16 protein-coding genes are annotated in these 17,760 nt (G+C 56.0%); 11 read left to right on the plus strand and 5 right to left on the minus strand.

Going from position 1 to position 17,760, the window contains the following annotated elements; all coding sequences use genetic code 11:
* Nucleotides 1-6: 6 nt before the first annotated feature.
* Together nirB and cobA are read right to left on the minus strand one after the other, a co-directional pair.
* Entirely contained in the window at nt 7-2,550 is a 2,544-nt protein-coding gene (gene nirB / locus CMG77_RS13465; RefSeq protein WP_286807011.1) for a nitrite reductase large subunit NirB, read from the minus strand.
* 71 nt (nt 2,551-2,621) lie between these two features.
* Nucleotides 2,622-3,443 (minus strand): uroporphyrinogen-III C-methyltransferase, encoded by an 822-nt coding sequence (gene cobA / locus CMG77_RS13470; RefSeq protein ID WP_286807093.1) that lies wholly within the window; start codon nt 3,441-3,443, stop codon nt 2,622-2,624.
* Between the two features lie 446 nt (nt 3,444-3,889).
* Here cobA and CMG77_RS13475 point away from each other — a divergent pair, with 446 nt between their 5' ends.
* Nucleotides 3,890-6,595 carry a nitrate reductase gene (locus CMG77_RS13475; RefSeq protein WP_286807010.1) on the plus strand — a complete coding sequence of 902 codons (2,706 nt, stop codon included), beginning with the start codon at nt 3,890-3,892 and terminating at the stop codon, nt 6,593-6,595.
* A gap of 323 nt (nt 6,596-6,918) precedes the next feature.
* Here CMG77_RS13475 and CMG77_RS13480 read toward each other — a convergent pair whose 3' ends face one another.
* Nucleotides 6,919-7,212, minus strand: a complete 294-nt coding sequence (locus tag CMG77_RS13480; protein ID WP_286807009.1) for a type II toxin-antitoxin system RelE/ParE family toxin — start codon at nt 7,210-7,212, stop codon at nt 6,919-6,921.
* Nucleotides 7,212-7,451: a type II toxin-antitoxin system ParD family antitoxin gene (locus CMG77_RS13485; protein WP_286807008.1), complete on the minus strand. Its 240-nt coding sequence runs from the start codon at nt 7,449-7,451 to the stop codon at nt 7,212-7,214. Before CMG77_RS13485 ends, CMG77_RS13480 begins: the two co-directional genes overlap by 1 nt.
* A gap of 151 nt (nt 7,452-7,602) precedes the next feature.
* Between CMG77_RS13485 and CMG77_RS13490 the strand changes: the two genes are divergently transcribed.
* The 8 genes from CMG77_RS13490 to CMG77_RS13525 all read left to right on the plus strand — a co-directional run bounded on the left by CMG77_RS13490 (nt 7,603) and on the right by CMG77_RS13525 (nt 13,336).
* A complete protein-coding gene (locus CMG77_RS13490) occupies nt 7,603-7,854 on the plus strand; it encodes a hypothetical protein (protein ID WP_286807007.1) in 252 nt (83 codons plus the stop codon).
* Nucleotides 7,855-7,975: 121 nt separating this feature from the next.
* Nucleotides 7,976-8,815, plus strand: a complete 840-nt coding sequence (locus CMG77_RS13495; protein WP_286807006.1) for a restriction endonuclease — start codon at nt 7,976-7,978, stop codon at nt 8,813-8,815.
* A gap of 89 nt (nt 8,816-8,904) precedes the next feature.
* Nucleotides 8,905-9,894: a hypothetical protein gene (locus tag CMG77_RS13500; protein ID WP_286807005.1), complete on the plus strand. Its 990-nt coding sequence runs from the start codon at nt 8,905-8,907 to the stop codon at nt 9,892-9,894.
* Between the two features lie 97 nt (nt 9,895-9,991).
* Entirely contained in the window at nt 9,992-10,378 is a 387-nt protein-coding gene (locus tag CMG77_RS13505; protein WP_286807004.1) for a hypothetical protein, read from the plus strand.
* 214 nt (nt 10,379-10,592) lie between these two features.
* Nucleotides 10,593-10,871, plus strand: coding sequence for a type II toxin-antitoxin system RelE/ParE family toxin (locus CMG77_RS13510; RefSeq protein WP_286807003.1), 279 nt, complete (start codon nt 10,593-10,595; stop codon nt 10,869-10,871).
* Nucleotides 10,871-11,164 (plus strand): HigA family addiction module antitoxin, encoded by a 294-nt coding sequence (locus CMG77_RS13515; RefSeq protein WP_286807002.1) that lies wholly within the window; start codon nt 10,871-10,873, stop codon nt 11,162-11,164. The genes CMG77_RS13510 and CMG77_RS13515 overlap by 1 nt, the downstream gene beginning before the upstream one ends.
* A gap of 40 nt (nt 11,165-11,204) precedes the next feature.
* Complete coding sequence (locus CMG77_RS13520) at nt 11,205-12,857, plus strand: SulP family inorganic anion transporter (RefSeq protein ID WP_286807001.1); 1,653 nt, start codon at nt 11,205-11,207, stop codon at nt 12,855-12,857.
* Nucleotides 12,858-12,895: 38 nt separating this feature from the next.
* Nucleotides 12,896-13,336 (plus strand): YqaA family protein, encoded by a 441-nt coding sequence (locus tag CMG77_RS13525; protein WP_286807000.1) that lies wholly within the window; start codon nt 12,896-12,898, stop codon nt 13,334-13,336.
* Nucleotides 13,337-13,366: 30 nt separating this feature from the next.
* Here the strand turns inward: CMG77_RS13525 and CMG77_RS13530 are convergent, their stop codons facing one another.
* Nucleotides 13,367-14,257, minus strand: a complete 891-nt coding sequence (locus CMG77_RS13530) for a poly(ethylene terephthalate) hydrolase family protein (RefSeq protein WP_286806999.1) — start codon at nt 14,255-14,257, stop codon at nt 13,367-13,369.
* Nucleotides 14,258-14,419: 162 nt separating this feature from the next.
* On the opposite strand from CMG77_RS13530, the gene CMG77_RS13535 reads away from it, so the two are divergent.
* Complete coding sequence (locus tag CMG77_RS13535) at nt 14,420-15,421, plus strand: serine hydrolase domain-containing protein (RefSeq protein WP_286806997.1); 1,002 nt, start codon at nt 14,420-14,422, stop codon at nt 15,419-15,421.
* A gap of 165 nt (nt 15,422-15,586) precedes the next feature.
* A complete protein-coding gene (gene katG, locus CMG77_RS13540) occupies nt 15,587-17,755 on the plus strand; it encodes a catalase/peroxidase HPI (protein ID WP_286875097.1) in 2,169 nt (722 codons plus the stop codon).
* The last annotated feature ends 5 nt before the right edge of the window (nt 17,756-17,760 follow it).

Genomic DNA, 17,760 nt, shown 5'->3' on the forward strand with positions numbered 1-17,760 from the left:
CAAACTTCAGGAATTGATTTCCACTAACGGGATGCGGTTCTTGCGCTCCTCGTCGGTGGCGGGGCGACGCTGACCGCGCTCGGCCACATAGGCGAGGTTGTCATCGATCTCGTCACTGTTGATAAAGTGGCGGAAGCGCTTGAGCTTTTCCGGATCTTCCAGGGTGGTCTTCCACTCGCACTGGTAGTTGGCCAGGTTGCGGGTCATGTCATCTTCCAGCTCCCGGCCGATATTCAGCTTGTCTTCAATCACCACTTCTTTCAGGTAATCCAGCCCGCCTTCCAGGTTCTCCATCCACACCGAGGTGCGCTGCAAGCGATCGGCGGTGCGGATGTAGAACATCAGAATCCGGTCGATGTACTGAATCAGCGTGTCGTCGTCCAGGTCGGTGGCGAACAGGTCCGCGTGGCGCGGACGCATGCCGCCGTTGCCGCAGACGTACAGGTTCCAACCTTTTTCCGTGGCAATTACGCCGATGTCTTTCGACTGGGCTTCGGCGCATTCGCGGGTGCAGCCGGATACGGCAAACTTGATTTTGTGCGGTGCGCGCAGGCCCTTGTAGCGGTTCTCGATGGCGATGGCCATATCCACGCTGTCCTGCACCCCGTAGCGGCACCAGGTGCTGCCCACACAGGATTTCACCGTACGCACGGATTTCCCGTAGGCGTGGCCGGTTTCAAAACCGGCGTCGATCAGTTTTTTCCAGATGATCGGCAACTGGTGCAATTGCGCACCGAACAGGTCCACCCGCTGACCACCGGTAATCTTGGTGTACAGGTTGAACTCCTTCGCGACCTCACCGAGCACGATCAGCTTTTCCGGGGTGATTTCGCCCCCGGCCACTCGGGGCACTACGGAGTAGGTGCCGTCCTTCTGCATATTGCCCAGATAAATGTCGTTGGTGTCCTGCAGGCCCAGGTGTTCTTCCTTCAGAACGTAATCGTTCCAGAAGGAGGCGAGAATCGAACCGACCGTGGGCTTACAGACTTCGCAGCCCAGGCCCTTACCGTGACTCGCCAACAGCTCGTCAAAGGTTTTGATCTGTTTGACGCGCACAATATCGGCCAGCTCCTGGCGGCTGTACTCGAAGTGCTCGCACAGGTGGTTGTTCACCTCCACACCCAGGGCGCTCAGCTCGGCGTCCATCACCTGCTTGGTCAATGCCGCGCAACCACCACAGCCGGTGGCGGCGCCGGTGCAGGACTTGATGCCGCCCATATCGGTACAGCCATTCTGCACCGCATCGCGAATCGAGCCTTTGGTAACGTCGTGGCAGGAGCAGATCTGGGCCGTGTCGGGCAGGGCATCCACACCCATGCCCACCGGTGCCTCGCCGTCGGTGGCGGGCAGAATCAACTGCTCCGGTGAAGCAGGCAGGTCCATCCCGTTCACGCAGATCTGTTGCAAGGTACCGTAGGCGTCGGTGTCGCCCACCAATACCGCCCCCAGCAGTTTCTTGCCGTCTTCGGAGACGATCAGGCGTTTGTACACTTCGGCCACACCGTCGCTGTAGGTATAGCTTTGGGCGCCGGGTGTCATTGCCAGGGCATCGCCGACACTGCCCACGTCCACGCCGAGCAGCTTGAGCTTGGTGCTCATGTCGGCGCCGGTGAAGGATTGCTCGGCGCGGCCCTGAATATGCTCAACGGCAATTTTGGCCATCTGGTAACCCGGGGCCACCAGGCCGAAAATCTGGTTGTTCCACAGGGCACATTCGCCAATGGCGTAGACGTTGTCCGCCGAGGTCTGGCAGTGGTTATTGATGGCGATGCCTCCGCGTTCACCCATTGCCAGGCCCGCCTGCTTGGCGAGTTCATCCCGCGGGCGAATACCGGCGGAGAAAATCACCATATCGGTTTCCAGGTGCGAGCCATCGGCGAAGTTCATCCGGAAGCGGCACTCATCACCTTCGATAATTTCCTTGGTGTTCTTGCCGGTGTGCACACTTACACCCAGTTTTTCGATTTTCCGGCACAGCAGTTGGCCGCCGCCTTCATCCAACTGACGGGCCATCAGACCATTGGAAAATTCCAGCACGTGGGTTTTCAGGCCCAGGTTCTTGAGCGCATTGGCCGCTTCCAGGCCGAGCAGACCGCCGCCGATGACCGCGCCCACCTGACTGTTCTGGGCCGAGGCGGTAATGGCTTCCAGGTCTTCAATGGTGCGGTACACCAGGCAGTGATCCTGATCCCCACCGGGGATGGGGGGCACAAACGGATAGGAGCCCGTGGCCAACACCAGCTTGTGATAGGCCTCGGTACGGCCGCTCGCCGTGGTCACCGTCTGCTCGTCCGGCTGGATGCTCACCACCTTGTCGTTCAGGGTGTACACCACGCCGCGCTCGCGGTAATCGTCCTCGGTGGTCAGCGCCAGATCCTCGACCGTCGAGCCGTCAAAGTAGCTGCTCAGCTTGACCCGGTCATAGGCCAGGCGCGGCTCTTCGGAAAAGGTGATGATCTCGTAATCACCGGCGTTCTCCACACTCAATAAAGTGTCGATAAACTTATGCCCGACCATGCCGTTGCCGACCACAATAATGCGCTGTTTCATAAAACCACTCCTGACTAAACTCAAAATTCTGATTCCGGTTTTACCGGTATTGGTGGATGACGGCCTTCGGCCTACGCAATCGACCGCTGCTGCGCCTCACTCAAAAACTGCTCCGGCGCCAACTGGTCCGCCAACCGGACCACATCCCCCACCACAATCAACGCCGGGGATTGCACGGCTTTGCGCTCGGCGGTCTCGGCCAACGCTTCCAACGTGGTGGTCAACACCCGCTGATTCGCCCGGCATCCGTTTTCAATAAACGCGGCGGGCGTATCGCCACTCAAACCGTGAGTCATCAATTGCCCGGCAATCTCTTCCGACCGGCTCACGCCCATATAAAAAACCAGGGTGTGATTCAACTGCGCCAGCGCCGGCCAATTGGCGGTCACTTCGGTTTCGCCGTGGCCGGTCACCAAGGTGCAGCCCTGGGATACGCCGCGATGGGTCAAGGGCATATGGGCGCTGCTGCTGCAACCGGAGGCGGCGGTAATACCCGGTACCACCTCGGCGTTCACACCGGCCTGGCGCAGGGTCATCAGTTCCTCACCGCCGCGACCAAACACAAAGGGGTCGCCGCCTTTAATGCGGCATACGGTTTTGCCCATCAGTGCCTGGTCCACCAGGCGCTGATTCAGATCGTCCTGCGCAATGCTGTGATGATTTTTCGACTTGCCGACATAAAGTGCGGGGGTGCCGTTCGGAAACAGCGCGCGAATATCCGCACTCACCAACTGGTCGTAAAAAATGATGTCCGCGCTTTCAATCGCGCGCAGCGCTTTCAGGGTCAGCAACTCGGCATCGCCGGGACCGGCACCCACAAGCCATACTTTCCCGGTTGATGCGGGAGTCGAGCGGGTCGGCTTGGCCGAGGGAATCAAAGGTTCAATGTTCATGGAGTTCATAACGGTTGCCCTGAAAAATCATTTTACGAATGCATGGTTGGGCTAGAGCAAAGACAGTGCCATTCACTGACAAACCCCATGAAAAAGTTTATAACCCCTTATTTTTCATGCGCTTAGCGGGCACACATTCTGCAGCGCGGGATTTTTATGCGTTACAAGTTCACGCGAAACGAGCACCACGGACGTGCAAAGGTGCGCTGAAATAATGCAAAACGGTGAAGGCGGGCTATGAGCAATTTGCGTTGAAATTGTGCAAGTGGTGGTGCGTCGTGCGCCATACCGGTGCTCTTGCAGATTTTTCGTTGGAATGAGTGCGTGAACTGAGGTGAATTCGGCCGAACGACCGACATTTAATGGCAGGAAATGAAATTGGCGTGGCGATTGCAGTACTTGAAGGCGTGATGACAACAAACACTTTCTATATTGCAGGTTGATCCATGACAGTTCATCGGTACGAACCCATTCCCACCGCCCAAGCCGAGTCCACGGTACAGACCACCTGTGCCTACTGTGGTGTTGGCTGTGGCATAAAGGCCACGGTGAATACCGAGGAACGGAAGGTGTTGATCGAGGGAGACGAGACCCATCCGGCCAACCTGGGGCGGCTCTGTTCCAAAGGCCTGGCGCTGGGGGAGACCCTGGTGGACACCGGTCGACTGCTCCACCCGAAAGTGCACGGCGAACAGACCAGTTGGAATCACGCGCTGCAGACTGTGGCTCAGGGTTTTGTGGATACCATTGTCGAGCACGGCCCGGACTCGGTGGCCTTTTATGTGTCCGGGCAACTGTTGACCGAAGACTACTACCTGGCCAACAAGTTGATGAAGGGCTTTATCGGCAGCGGCAATATCGACACCAATTCCCGCTTGTGCATGTCCTCCAGCGTGGCCGGGCACAAGCGCGCCTTTGGCAGCGATACGGTGCCGGGCTGCTACACCGATCTGGAACAGGCGGACATGATCGTGCTCACCGGCTCCAATCTCGCCTGGTGCCACCCGGTATTGTTCCAGCGTATCAAGGCCGCCAAACAGCAGCGCCCTCATATGAAGGTGGTGGTGATCGACCCGCGCCGAACCGACACCTGCGATATCGCCGACCTGCATCTGCCCATTCATCCGGGAACAGATGTGGCGTTGTTCAATGGCCTGCTCAGTTATCTGGCCCAACACAACGCCATTGACGAAGACTTTGTCCAGGCCCATACCGAGCATTTTACCGAAGCCCTGGTGGCCGCCATGGAAGACGCTGGTCAGCGCCCGGTGCTGGCCGAACAACTCGGCGTGGCCGACTATCAGTTGGAAACCTTTTTCCAGTGGTACGCCCAGACCGAAAAAACCGTCACCGTCTATTCCCAGGGGGTGAATCAGTCCACCGCCGGCACTGACAAAGTCAATGCCATCATCAATTGTCACCTGGCCACCGGCCGTATCGGCCGGGCGGGCATGGGGCCGTTCTCCGTCACCGGCCAGCCCAATGCCATGGGTGGCCGTGAGGTCGGCGGCTTGGCGAACACCCTGGCGGCCCATATGGAGTTTGACCACCCGGAGCATTGGCAACTGGTGCGGGACTTCTGGAAAGCGGACAACCTCGCCACCCGTCCCGGCCTGAAAGCCGTGGACATGTTCGACGCCGTCGCCTCCGGCAAAATCAAAGCCATCTGGATCATGGCCACCAACCCGGTCATGAGCCTGCCCAACGCCGACAAAGTCAAGCAGGCCTTGAAGGACTGTCCGTTGGTAGTGGTGTCCGACTGTATTGAAGACACCGACACCACGCGCCTGGCCGACGTGCTATTGCCCGCCGCCGGCTGGGCCGAAAAATCCGGCACCGTGACCAACTCCGAGCGGCGCATTTCCCGCCAGCGGGCCTTGCTGCCGCCCCTGGGGGAAGCAAGGCCGGACTGGTGGATCATCGCCGCCGTGGCCAAACAGATGGGTTACGGTCGCGCCTTCGACTACGCCAGCGAAGCCGAAGTGTTCAGCGAATACGCACGCCTGACCGCCACCGACAATAATGGCACCCGGGATCTCGATCTGGGTCACTATAGTCACTTGACCCTGAATGACTACGACAGCCTGCCGCCGCGGCAATGGCCGCTGCCGACGAAAGCCCCGTTGCCCGATGGCGACCAGCGCCTGTTTGGCGATGGTGTGTTCTTTACCCCCTCCGGCCGGGGGCGGTTCGTGTCGGTACGCTATCGCGCACCGGCCACCCAGGTGGATAGCCACTACCCGCTGACCCTGAACACCGGCCGCATCCGCGACCAATGGCATAGCATGACCCGCACCGGCCTGGCCTCGCGCCTGTGCGGCCACCTGCCGGAGCCGTTTATCAGCATTCACCCCAAGGATGCCGGGCGCTACCAATTGAAAGATGGTGCTCTCGCCGATGTCACCAGCCGACAGGGGCAGGCGCGGGTGCGAGTGCAGCTCACCGATCAGGTCAACCTGGGTGAAGTCTTCATGCCCATGCATTGGAACGATGTACACGCCAGCCGCGCCCGGGTGGCCGCCCTGGTAGGTGAATACGTCGACCCCACCTCCGGCCAGCCGGAAAACAAATACACCCCGGTTCAGGTCCAGCCCTGGTACGAACAGGCCGAAGCCCTGCTGGTCAGCCGAACCCCACTGCCCGAACTGGACGCCGACTACTGGGCCATGCGCCGCGTCAACGGCGGCTACCTCTATCGCATCGCCAGCGAACAGCACCCCACCGACCTGGATAAACAACTCCAGGGCCTGTGCCAGCAAGGGGACCAACAGCTCGCCTTCGGCCACCCCGAGCGCGGCGAATTCCGGCGCGCCTTTGTGCGCGAAGGCCAACTGCATATCGCCTTCTCCGTCGCCAAACAATTTGGCACCCGGGATTTCAGTTGGCTCGGCGACCTGCTCGAAGGCGACTTCGCCGCTACCGCCATGCGCGCCCTGCTAAGCGGTAAACCGGATCAGCAACAAAGCCAGGGCAAACTGGTGTGCGCCTGCAAACAGGTGGGTTACAACACCCTGTGCAACGCTATCCGCGAAAAAGGCATCGACACCGTCGACGCCCTCAGCGCCGAAACCACCGCCGGCACCGGCTGCGGCTCCTGCCTGCCGGAGCTGGAGCAGATTATTGCCAGGGAGCGTGCGCACGAGGCGGCCTGAACTTAAAGCCAGGGACGGTTAAATTCTGACCAATCCATACAGTATATTGGCAGCCGAGCCAAAATCGGGCACACTTTGTAAACCGAGCGCGCTCGTTTACACACCGTGGCTCATAAAAAAGACAATAAATTCAATGCATTACCAAACCGGGCAGTGAATTAACGCGCACCGCCCGTCAGAAAAACGCGCATGCACGCTTTTTCACCCTGACAACTTGGATGTTCAGCATGAAAATACCCGAATATCAGATAGTTGCGAAAAGCTCTTCGAGTGAATGCTCGGAGGGATATTGCGCATGCGCGATATACAAATGTTATGAGGCTCTAAAGGTGTGATGCCACATCCATACGCTTGTGGAGTATTCGAATTATGTCGATGCTGGAGTCGGTGCCAAGACGAAAGAAAATAACGTGGCTACCTTCAGGGTACTTGTAGTACGCCTGCCTAATTTCGTCACACTTGCGGCCAAGAGATGGGTTTTCGGCTAGCGCGTGGAAAGTAGAATCCAGTTGCTTGAGGTAAAACTTGCGTTGATCTCGCCCCCAGGTCGCCTCGGTGAAACGTGCGATACCAATCAGGTCTTCCTTGGCTTTATTGGTAACTTTGAAGGTGGGCATTAATGAGCTTCGCTGTCCAATTCATCCATAAGGGAATGGTAGCTGTAATCGGAAAATCCGCTACGCTCCCCCTCGATCAACAACTTACGGAGATGTACCCGCTTGGCGTCAGTTTCCTCAAGCATTCTAAGGCCGGCCCGGATAACCTCGCTAGTGGACCCGTAGCGCCCGCTTTGGAGTTGCTGGGCAATGAACTCGTCAAAATGCTCCCCAAGGGATATGCTGGTGTTTTTGGCCATGGCAGGGCTCCTAGTACCAATATGTGGTATTTAATGGTACTGCCTCATAACAATCGCGTCAACCCGGACTGCCAAAGCCTGCGCCGCTTCGCTATGCAGCCTTTGGCAGCCGGTTACGCGGGGCGTTATGTGATATACGAAGAGAACCAATATGAGTAACTCTAAGGTCAAAAAAGGTGACTGGATAACCGTCGGATCTTCTAATATCAGTGCCTACGTGTTTAATGTTATCTCAGACACTGAAGTTTCTGCTGGTTACTATCAGAACCAACGTAAGGCTATAAAAGAGGACTTCGTATGGGATGGGGAATGTTGGCAATTTAAACACCAAGGCCCCAATGGCAGCTACTTGCGGGGCGAAGAGGAAGCAATCGTCAAAAGAGGTCCTCGAAGTAGTCCATGAAACACATAACCAAGCGCAGCACTACGCAGCCTGCGGCTGCCGGACACTCGCAAGCTCGCGCCGGTGTGCGCGGGCGTTATGCACCAGATATCCCCACCTCAAAATACTTTAAGGAAGTAACGTGGCTGACGAAAATATCGAGTATGAAAAGCTCACACAGGAAATCTATCAGGCTATAAATTCTGCGGAAGGTGTTAAAAATATAGAGGTCAAACACAACATCAAACTCGCTGGGAAATCAGGGTGTAATCATCAGATTGATGTTTACTGGGAGTTTGAGATGATGGGTGAGAAGCACCGAGTTGCCATTGAGTGTAAAAATTACTCAAAGGAGGTGTCTGTTGGCAGAGTTAGAGATTTCTTCGGTGTGCTACATGATGTTGGTAATGTTAAAGGTATTTTCATTACAAAAAAAGGGTATCAGAGCGGAGCAGTAAAATTTGGGGAGCACTATGGGATATCTCTTAAAGAACTACGTTTTCCATCTCAAAGTGATTGGGAAGGACGAGTTAAAGACATCGGGATTAAAATGTCTGTTTTCTCTACAGATATAAAGCAGCGAAATATTGATATTGATATGGATTGGTTGTTTAAAAATACGGCTTATAAAGAAGGTGACCAGGTTGATTTATCTGGAATGGCTGACGATATCAAAATTGTTGACGCTGAAGGTAACAGTATAACCGACTTTCACACTATTGAAAGTGCGCTACCACACGAGTGGAAAGAGGAAGTGACAAGAACGCATGAGGAGAAATTTACTGATGCATTTTTAAAATCCCCAAAGGGAGAGTTGTTTAAGATAAACGGAATTTCATATGTTTACGATGTCAACTCTGAAACTGAAGAGTCTGTGACCGAGGGAGAAAGGATTGCGAAGGCAATCTTAAGGGATGTCACTTCTGGGAACATAAAATTTTATGATACACAGGGCAATGTTAGAGACGTAAGAAATGCATAACAAGGCGCTGCTACGGGAAATTTACTCGCCAGCGCTCCCAAATTTCTGCAGAGCGCGGCGTTATGCGATGCATCAGCCCAGAGGTACCGATGAACATCATAGGTAACGACCTCCCGACAATCTATGCCGATATGAATTTGTATCGCTACGTTGCCTACGGCGAAGTTGAGGTTGCGGATTTCGAGAGTTTCAAATGGGTATACTCTCATGTGCACCTCGACGAAATGGCCCGTACAGGGAATACCGATGCTTTAGAGGGTATGCGACTGCTGGGTGCAGTTGAGGTATGCGATGTCTTGGATAAAAATTTTGCCTCTGTGGGGAATGTCGTCCTTAATGGGTATGTTGATCCCGACGAGCGCTATCGACAGCACTTAGAGGCCGTATCTGGCTTTGAAGATTCGGATAGTACATCGGTAGAGGTCTTGCTCAGAATTTTTGGCGCCGACAACTTCGCTGAGCTTTCACTAACTCCAGAGATGTTGCGTGAAGAAGTGGATCGACTAACGGGCGATCTAGAAGATGGCCAGAGGTCCTCTCTGCTAGATCAAGCCGACTCTGCGGCCGTTGAGTTTCAGAAAACTATAGATGTGCATATGAGTGAAAGGCAGCCTATAGATAGAACCAGACTAGCCATGGGGATAAATAGCGGAGATCGACACAAGGCAGAAGCATGCGAATCTCCGATCGAAGAGATTTGGAAGATTATCGAACCGGCCATGGGCGAAGTAACTCTAGATCAATTCTTTGGCTTCACTCCCCACCCAGCTTTGGCTGAGATACCACATACCCAGCATGGTATCTTAGGAGGTGCGCATATCATCCTGAACTTGCTGGGAATCAGTCCAGATCGCGGTATGGCCAAGCGGGACAAAATTAGAAATATCATGTCGGATAGCCAACATTTGGGAATGGCTTCATATTGCAATGCCTTAATATCTTCTGATAAGCGGTTTATTAATAAGGCACGAGCAATATACACATATGTAAAATCCAAAACTAACACTCTACATATTCCATATGACCCTGAAGGTATCACGGTTTATATCGGAACTCGGGAGGCAGAAACTGGTGCATAACCATGCGCAGCACTACACAGCCTTCGGCTGTCGGACGCTCGCAAGCTCGCGCCGGTGTGCTTGGCGTTAAATTTGTCGATCGCTTAAAGGCTTTTACATGGAATTTAAAGAAGAGGCTCAGATAGAGCAGTTCCGGTCCGTGATTGCGGTTGGTGCATCGGCATTGAAAAGCGCGCTTTTAATAAATGGTGGTGGAGTCATAGCCGTACTGACATTCCTCGGGAATCAAAAGGATCAGCAAGGTTTTGTTTGGTTTGTATCTGCTATGTTCGTAATGTGTGGCGGCATCTCTCTGGCCGTTTTTGGTAATATTCTTGCCTACATAGCGCAAATTAAGCATCTAAACCAGCTAAAATCTAAGAGTCCTGGCGATCCAGCCGGTACACCTTGGGGGTATGCGGCGGTCACGCTAATTGTAATTTCGGTGGTTGCGTTCATAGGTGGGGTCATACTTGCATCGTTTGGTTTCGTACAAAAAATTTAACAAAGCGTACCAGTTCGCCGCCGCAAGCGGCGGCAGGACGCTCTGAACCTGCACCACTTTGACGGACATTACACCCCTTTAACAGGAGTGTAGCCCACTGTCCGTCAAAGTGGTCCAGGTTCGGTCGCTGGGACGCTAACCCGCTGCGCGGCTCGTCGCCCGTGGTTTGCGTTTATCGGATTGACACCGTTGCGCAACACGCTACAATCATCCCATGGTCAAGTCATTCAAACATAAGGGACTAAGGCGCTTCTACGAGACCGGTAGCGCTCGGGGCATCCAGGCCAAGCACGAGAAGCGCCTTCGAATGCAACTGGCAGCGCTGGATACCGCCAAGGAAATCAATGACTTGGATGTCCCTGGCTATAAGCTTCACCCTCTTAAAGGTGATAGGAAGGGCATCTGGGCGATTACCGTTAATGGGAACTGGAGACTGACGTTTGAATTCTCCGACGGTAATGCCTACGTACTCGATTATGAGGATTACCACTGATGAAGATGTATAACCCCCCTCATCCCGGCGAATTCATTCTGGCTACCTATATGGAGCCTTTTGGCCTTAGTTGTCGTTACTTGGCAGGGCGACTGGATGTATCGCCGTCTACTTTAAACCGCTTGCTCAAGCAGCAAAGCGGTATTAGCCCGGAGATGGCGCTGCGTCTCTCCAAGGCTTTGGGCCGGACCCCTGAAAGTTGGCTGGCGATGCAGGACATGTATGACCTCTGGATAGCAGGTAAAAGCGTTAAGCTCGACAAGGTCCAAAAAGTTGACCTTGATGCCGCATAAAACCAAATAACTTCACCTGCTGAGACGGAGATGCAAGTCAATGACGTATGGTTTTGTCAACCAACTCTTTAACCAGATCAACCTCAAAAACCTGCGGGGCGATGTTTTTGGTGGTCTGACCGCGGCCATTGTCTCACTGCCGATGGCCCTTGCATTCGGGGTTGCCTCAGGCGCAGGTGCGGAGGCTGGCCTTTATGGGGCAATTTGTGTAGGGCTCTTCGCTTCGCTATTCGGTGGTACCCCAACGCTAATCTCCGAGCCGACCGGGCCGATGACGGTTGTCATGACCGCCGTTTTGACCTCTCTCGTGGCGAGTCATCCGGAAAACGGTCTGGCAATGGCATTTACGGTGGTGATGATCGCCGGCCTTTTCCAGATTTTGCTCGGTCTATTGAAGCTGGGGCGGTATATCACCATGATGCCCTACAGTGTGATATCCGGGTTTATGTCCGGTATCGGGATCATCCTCATTATCCTGCAGTTTGGCCCGATGCTGGGTCAACCCTCGGTCAGCGGCGGTGTGCTCAATAACCTGTTGGCCATACCCCAGTTTATTAAGAATCTGAGCGTGGCCGAGCTTTCCATTTCGTTAACGGCGCTCCTGGCGCTCTTCTTTATCCCAAAACGTATCGCAAAAGTTGTGCCCCCGCAGCTCATTGTATTGGTACTGGGTACCGCTATTGCGTTGCTACTGTTCGGCGATAATCTGCGTTTGGTAGGCCCTATTTCATTGGGTATACCCGATTTCTATCTCCCGTACTTCACCGCTGATCAGGTGACCACCATGCTTATCGATGGCATGGTGCTGGGGACCTTGGGCTGCATTGATGCCCTGCTGACGGCGGTCATCGCAGACAGTCTGACCCGCAATGAGCACAACTCGAATAAAGAGTTGATCGGTCAGGGCATTGGGAACCTGGCCTCAGGCTTTATTGGCGGATTGCCTGGCGCTGGCGCTACCATGGGAACGGTGGTGAATATCCAGACGGGCGCCCGGACGGCCCTTTCGGGGATCGTGCGTGCCGCTGTTCTATTGGTGGTTGTCGCGTTTGCCTCGGGGTTGGCCTCCAATATCCCGCTCGCCATTCTGGCAGCGATCGCTGTCAAGGTTGGTCTTAGCATATTGGATTGGAGCTTTTTGAAGCGGGCTCATCGCGTCTCGACCAGCGCTACCCTCATCATGTACCTGGTCATTGCGCTGACGGTGTTGGTGGATTTGATGGTGGCGGTCGGCCTTGGGGTCTTTATCGCAAACATTATTACCATCGACAAGCTGAGCCGATTACAAGCGCAGCGAAATATGCAAGTCATCAGTGATGTCGACGATAATATCTCGCTCGAAAGCGAAGAAAAGAAAATCCTCGAAAAGAACCGCGGTGACATTGCCTTGTTGTATTTCAGTGGTCCGTTGATTTTTGGTATGTCGAGAGCGTTGGCACGCGAGAGAAACAGCTTGAATGCCTTCAGAAAAATTCTCATCGACCTAACCGATGTGCCGACGCTGGATACCACCATGGTGCTCGCCTTGGAAAACACCATTCAAGACGCTGTGCAAAGCGGCAAGTTGGTCACAACCGTTTGCTCAAATACCAATCGACACACGTCGCTGCACGAGTTTTTGGAATCAAACCAGATTCCGAAATTTACCTCCCGGATCGAGGCATTGACCTGGTTGGCTGATAAGGAAGTTTAGGTCAATGTGTTGAGCCCACCCCTTCGGTGAGATGATTGATGGAGCACTTGGCGGAACTCGGCTACCTCGGCCTCTTCCTGTCCGCATTCCTGGCGGCGACGATATTGCCCCTCAGCTCCGAGGTGGTGCTCAGCGCCTTGTTGCTGAGCGGCCTGTCGTCGGTGGTTCTGGTTTCGGTCGCCACCGTCGGCAATGTGCTCGGCTCACTGACCAACTATGCCTTGGGCTATTGGGGGAGTCTGGTGGTGGTCAAGAAGTGGTTGCGGATGTCGGAAGACGACTTTGGCCGGGCCGAGGCGCGGTTTCGGAAGTATGGGATGGTGTCGCTGTGCTTTGCCTGGGTCCCCATTATTGGGGACCCCTTGACCGTGATCGCCGGCGTGTTACGGATACGCCTGCGTTGGTTTTTGCTGTTGGTGACGGCGGGTAAACTGGCTCGCTATGTCGTCATCAGCTATATGACGCTCGCGTTTCAGTGAGCCATTGCTCCCACATCGCCTGGCACTTTGCTAAGGCAGTTTCTTCTTGTCGACGGTCCATTCAGGGTGTTCGGCCAGCCCCGGTGGATTGCCGGTAAATAACTTGCCTGCCGTTTCGTCGTCCTTCAGTTGCCATTTAAACCAGGCGGTCGCCACTCGGGCAAACTCTCCGCCGTGGGGCTGGCCGTAGGTGCCGCCGTGGCCCACGTCCATATTGCCGACGAACACTGGCACATGGTCAATCTGTTCCACGTCGTTCATGCCATTACCGTAAGCAATGTCGGATTCTCCGCCCAGCAGGTACAGTGTCGGGGTATGGATATTTTCCAACTGCTTTTTGGTCAGGTTGGGAATGCCGGGCATTGGATCTTTGGGCGGTTCGTTGAAGATGCCGCTATTGAAGACCCCCAAGGTGGTGACCCGCGGGTCGTCCGCGACGTCCAGCGCCTGCAGTCCTCCGCAGGACATGCCCGCGACGCCGATCTCGGTGGTGTCCAGCGCCTGATGGTAGGGGCTGTTCTCGTTATCATTCTGGACGATGGCCCAGTCGATGGCATCGGTCAGTTTGGAGGAGCTGGAGCGCTCTGTCTTCTGCTCCCCGTTTTCTGTGGGCATGGTGCCGATGGCGACGACCATAAAACCGTGGGAGGCGATTTCGTTCAGGAAGTTCACATGCTCCCAGGGGGAGTCGAAACAGGCGCCATTGCCCCAGACCACAATCGGGAGTTTCTCGTCGCCCTGCGCGGCGATGTTGTTGGGCCGGAACAGGGTATGTGTGGGCAGTGAGGCATCTGTTGCCATAATGGCACTGTAGGGGCCGGTGCCGCCGTCTTCGACCACCCGTGATTCGATGGTTTCGGCAGAAGCGTAATTTGCCAGGATGCACGACAGAAAAACAATTAGGGCTTTAGCGTTTCTCATGGGACTCGATCTTATTGTTGAGGGTTCGGAGCGGTCATTATGGCGATGAACCAAAATCGAGTCTACTGCCTGGGCGATAGATCCGCGCCACGTCCGCGGACGTAGCCTGTTGTGGTCTTGTCACACGTTTATTGCTGATTTCAATGAGGTCATGGTCAACCTATGCATTCTCTTCTATCCAAAGCGTTCGCTTCTCTATTGCTGCTTACGTGCAGTGCCGTGCTCGCCAATGAGGACGACTGGCGTTCTGAACTGGCGCGCGATGCGGAGCGCCTGCCCAGGTTGCACTCGTTGTTGGTGCTGCATCGGGGCGAGGAGGTGGTCGCACTGGATATCCGGGGGCCGGGGCTGGATACGCCGGTCAATATCAAATCCCTGTCAAAAACGGTGCTTGCGGCGCTGGTGGGTGTCGGGATTGAGCGTGGGGTTCTGGAGGGGGTGGATCAGCCCATTGTGGAGGCGCTGGGCGGTCAGGTGCCGGAGGCGGCCACGGAAGGGGTGGAGCGCATTACCTTGGGCAACCTGTTGTCCCTTCAGGCGGGGCTGCAGCGCACCTCGGGGCGTAATTATGGTGCCTGGGTCAATAGCGACAATTGGGTGCACCATGTGCTCACCCGGCGGTTTGTGGATAAACCGGGCGGGCGGATGCTTTACTCCTCCGGTAGTACGCATTTGCTCTCCGCCGCGCTGACCGAAAGCGCCGGGCGCAGCACGCTGGCCTTGGCGCGCGATTGGCTTGGGGAGCCGCTGGATATCGCCTTTCCCGCGTGGGATCGGGACCCCCAGGGCATTTATTTTGGCGGCAACAATATGCTGATGTCGGCGCGGGAACTGGCCGCCATCGGAGAGCTGTACCGCAATGGCGGCCGGGTAGGGGAGCAGCGGCTGTTTTCCGAGGCCTGGGTGGACACCTCCTGGACCGGGCGGGGCGAGTCCGCCTATACCGATGATCCCTACGGCTACGGCTGGTTTCTGCGCCCGCTGGGCGGTGAGCCCGGCTACTATGGGCGCGGTTATGGTGGGCAGCTGCTCTATGTCGTTCCCTCCCTTGAGTTGACGGTGGTGATGACCTCGGACCCGACTCCACCGTCCCCCGGTTCCCGCTATCTGCGCCAGCAGTTGCGACTGTTGGAGCACCACGTGATTCCCGCGCTGCGTCCGTGAGGGCCGCCCGTGCGGGCGGCCATTGCAGGGGGCTATACCGACCTTTGTGAGAATCTATCACAGATGGCAAATCGATTTGCTATGCTTCAATAGATCCATTCTTGTGCTATACCGTATAGATCATAGCCGCACGTAATCATAAATGAACGCGAAAGGAGCAGATCGATGAGTGACCAGAACACAGGCGCCGGAAAATGCCCGGTGATGCACGGGGGCGCAACGCTCGCCAGCACGTCCAATATGTCCTGGTGGCCCGAAGCCATCAACCTCGACATCCTTCACCAGCACGACCGCAAGACTGACCCCATGGGGGAAGATTACGACTACCGTGAGGAAGTCAAAAAGCTTGATTTTGAGGCGTTGAAAAAAGACCTTCACGCCCTGCTGACCGACAGTCAGGAGTGGTGGCCGGCGGACTGGGGTCACTACGGTGGCCTGATGATCCGCCTGGCCTGGCACGCCGCCGGTACCTACCGGATTGCCGATGGCCGTGGGGGCGGTGGCACCGGTAACCAGCGCTTCGCGCCGCTGAACTCCTGGCCGGACAACGCCAGCCTGGACAAGGCCCGCCGTCTGCTGTGGCCAATCAAGAAGAAGTACGGCAACAAAATCAGCTGGGCTGACCTGATCATCCTATCCGGTAATGTGGCCTATGAGTCCATGGGCCTGCCGACGTTCGGCTTTTCCTTCGGTCGTGAAGATATCTGGCACCCGGAAAAAGACATCTACTGGGGTGCGGAGAAAGAGTGGTTGGCGCCCTCCGATGAGCGCTATGCCAATGTCGACAAGCCGGACACCATGGAAAACCCGTTGGCCGCCGTGCAGATGGGTCTGATCTATGTGAACCCGGAAGGCGTCAACGGCAAGCCGGACCCGGTGAAAACCGGCGAGCAGATCCGGGAAACCTTTGCCCGTATGGCAATGAACGATGAGGAAACCGCGGCCTTGACCGCCGGTGGCCACACCGTGGGTAAATGCCACGGTAATGGTGATGCCGAAGCACTCGGCCCCGAGCCCGAAGGTGCGGATGTGCACGAGCAGGGCATGGGCTGGTACAACGCGAACCTGAAAGGCAAAGCGGCCAATGCGATTACTTCGGGTATCGAAGGTGCCTGGACCACCAACCCCACCCAGTTCGATATGGGGTACTTCAAGCTGTTGTTCGGCTACGAGTGGGAACTGAAGAAGAGCCCCGCCGGCGCCAACCAGTGGGAGCCGATCGACATCAAAGAAGAGGACAAGCCGCTGGATGCCAGCGACCCCAACGTCCGTCGTAACCCGATCATGACCGACGCCGATATGGCGATGAAGATGGACCCGACCTATCGCGCCATCTGCGAAAAGTTCATGAAGGACCCGGACTACTTCCGCGATACCTTTGCCCGCGCCTGGTTCAAGCTGACCCACCGCGACCTGGGTCCGAAAGACCGTTACATCGGCCCGGAAGTGCCTTCTGAAGACCTGATCTGGCAGGACCCGGTCCCGGCCGGCAAGAAAGACTACGACGTGGATGCGGTCAAAGCCAAGATCGCCGACAGTGGTCTGAGCATCGGTGAGATGGTCAGCACCGCCTGGGACAGTGCCCGCACCTTCCGTGGCTCCGATATGCGTGGCGGTGCCAATGGCGCGCGAATTCGTCTGGCACCACAGAAGAACTGGGCCGGTAACGAGCCGGAGCGTCTTGCCAAGGTACTGAAGGTGTACGAGAAGATCGCGGCGGACGCCGGTGTGAGCGTGGCCGATGTGATCGTGTTGGGCGGTAGTGTCGGTATCGAGCAGGCCGCAAAAGCCGCCGGTCACAAGGTGAACGTGCCCTTTGCACCGGGCCGTGGCGATGCCTCTGACGAGATGACCGATGTGGACTCCTTTGAGCCGCTGGAGCCGGTCGCCGATGGCTTCCGTAACTGGCTCAAAAAAGATTACATCGTCAAGCCGGAGGAGTTGTTGCTGGATCGTGCCCAGTTGTTGGGACTGACCGCGCCGGAAATGACCGTACTGATCGGTGGCATGCGCGCTCTGGGTACCAACCACGGTGGTACCAAGCACGGTGTGTTTACCGATCGCGAAGGTCAGCTGACCAACGACTTCTTTGTCAACCTGACCGATATGGCTTATCGCTGGGAGCCCAAAGGCAAGAATCTCTACGAGATTGTTGACCGCAAGTCCGGTGATGTGAAGTGGACCGCAACGCGCACCGATCTGGTGTTCGGCTCCAACTCCATCCTCCGGGCCTACGCCGAGGTCTACGCCCAGGACGATAACCAGGAGAAGTTCGTCAAGGACTTCATCGCCGCCTGGACCAAGGTGATGAACGCCGACCGCTTCGATATTTAAGCGGT

This window comes from Marinimicrobium sp., from assembly GCF_002695945.1.
Classification (GTDB): domain Bacteria; phylum Pseudomonadota; class Gammaproteobacteria; order Pseudomonadales; family Cellvibrionaceae; genus Marinimicrobium; species Marinimicrobium koreense.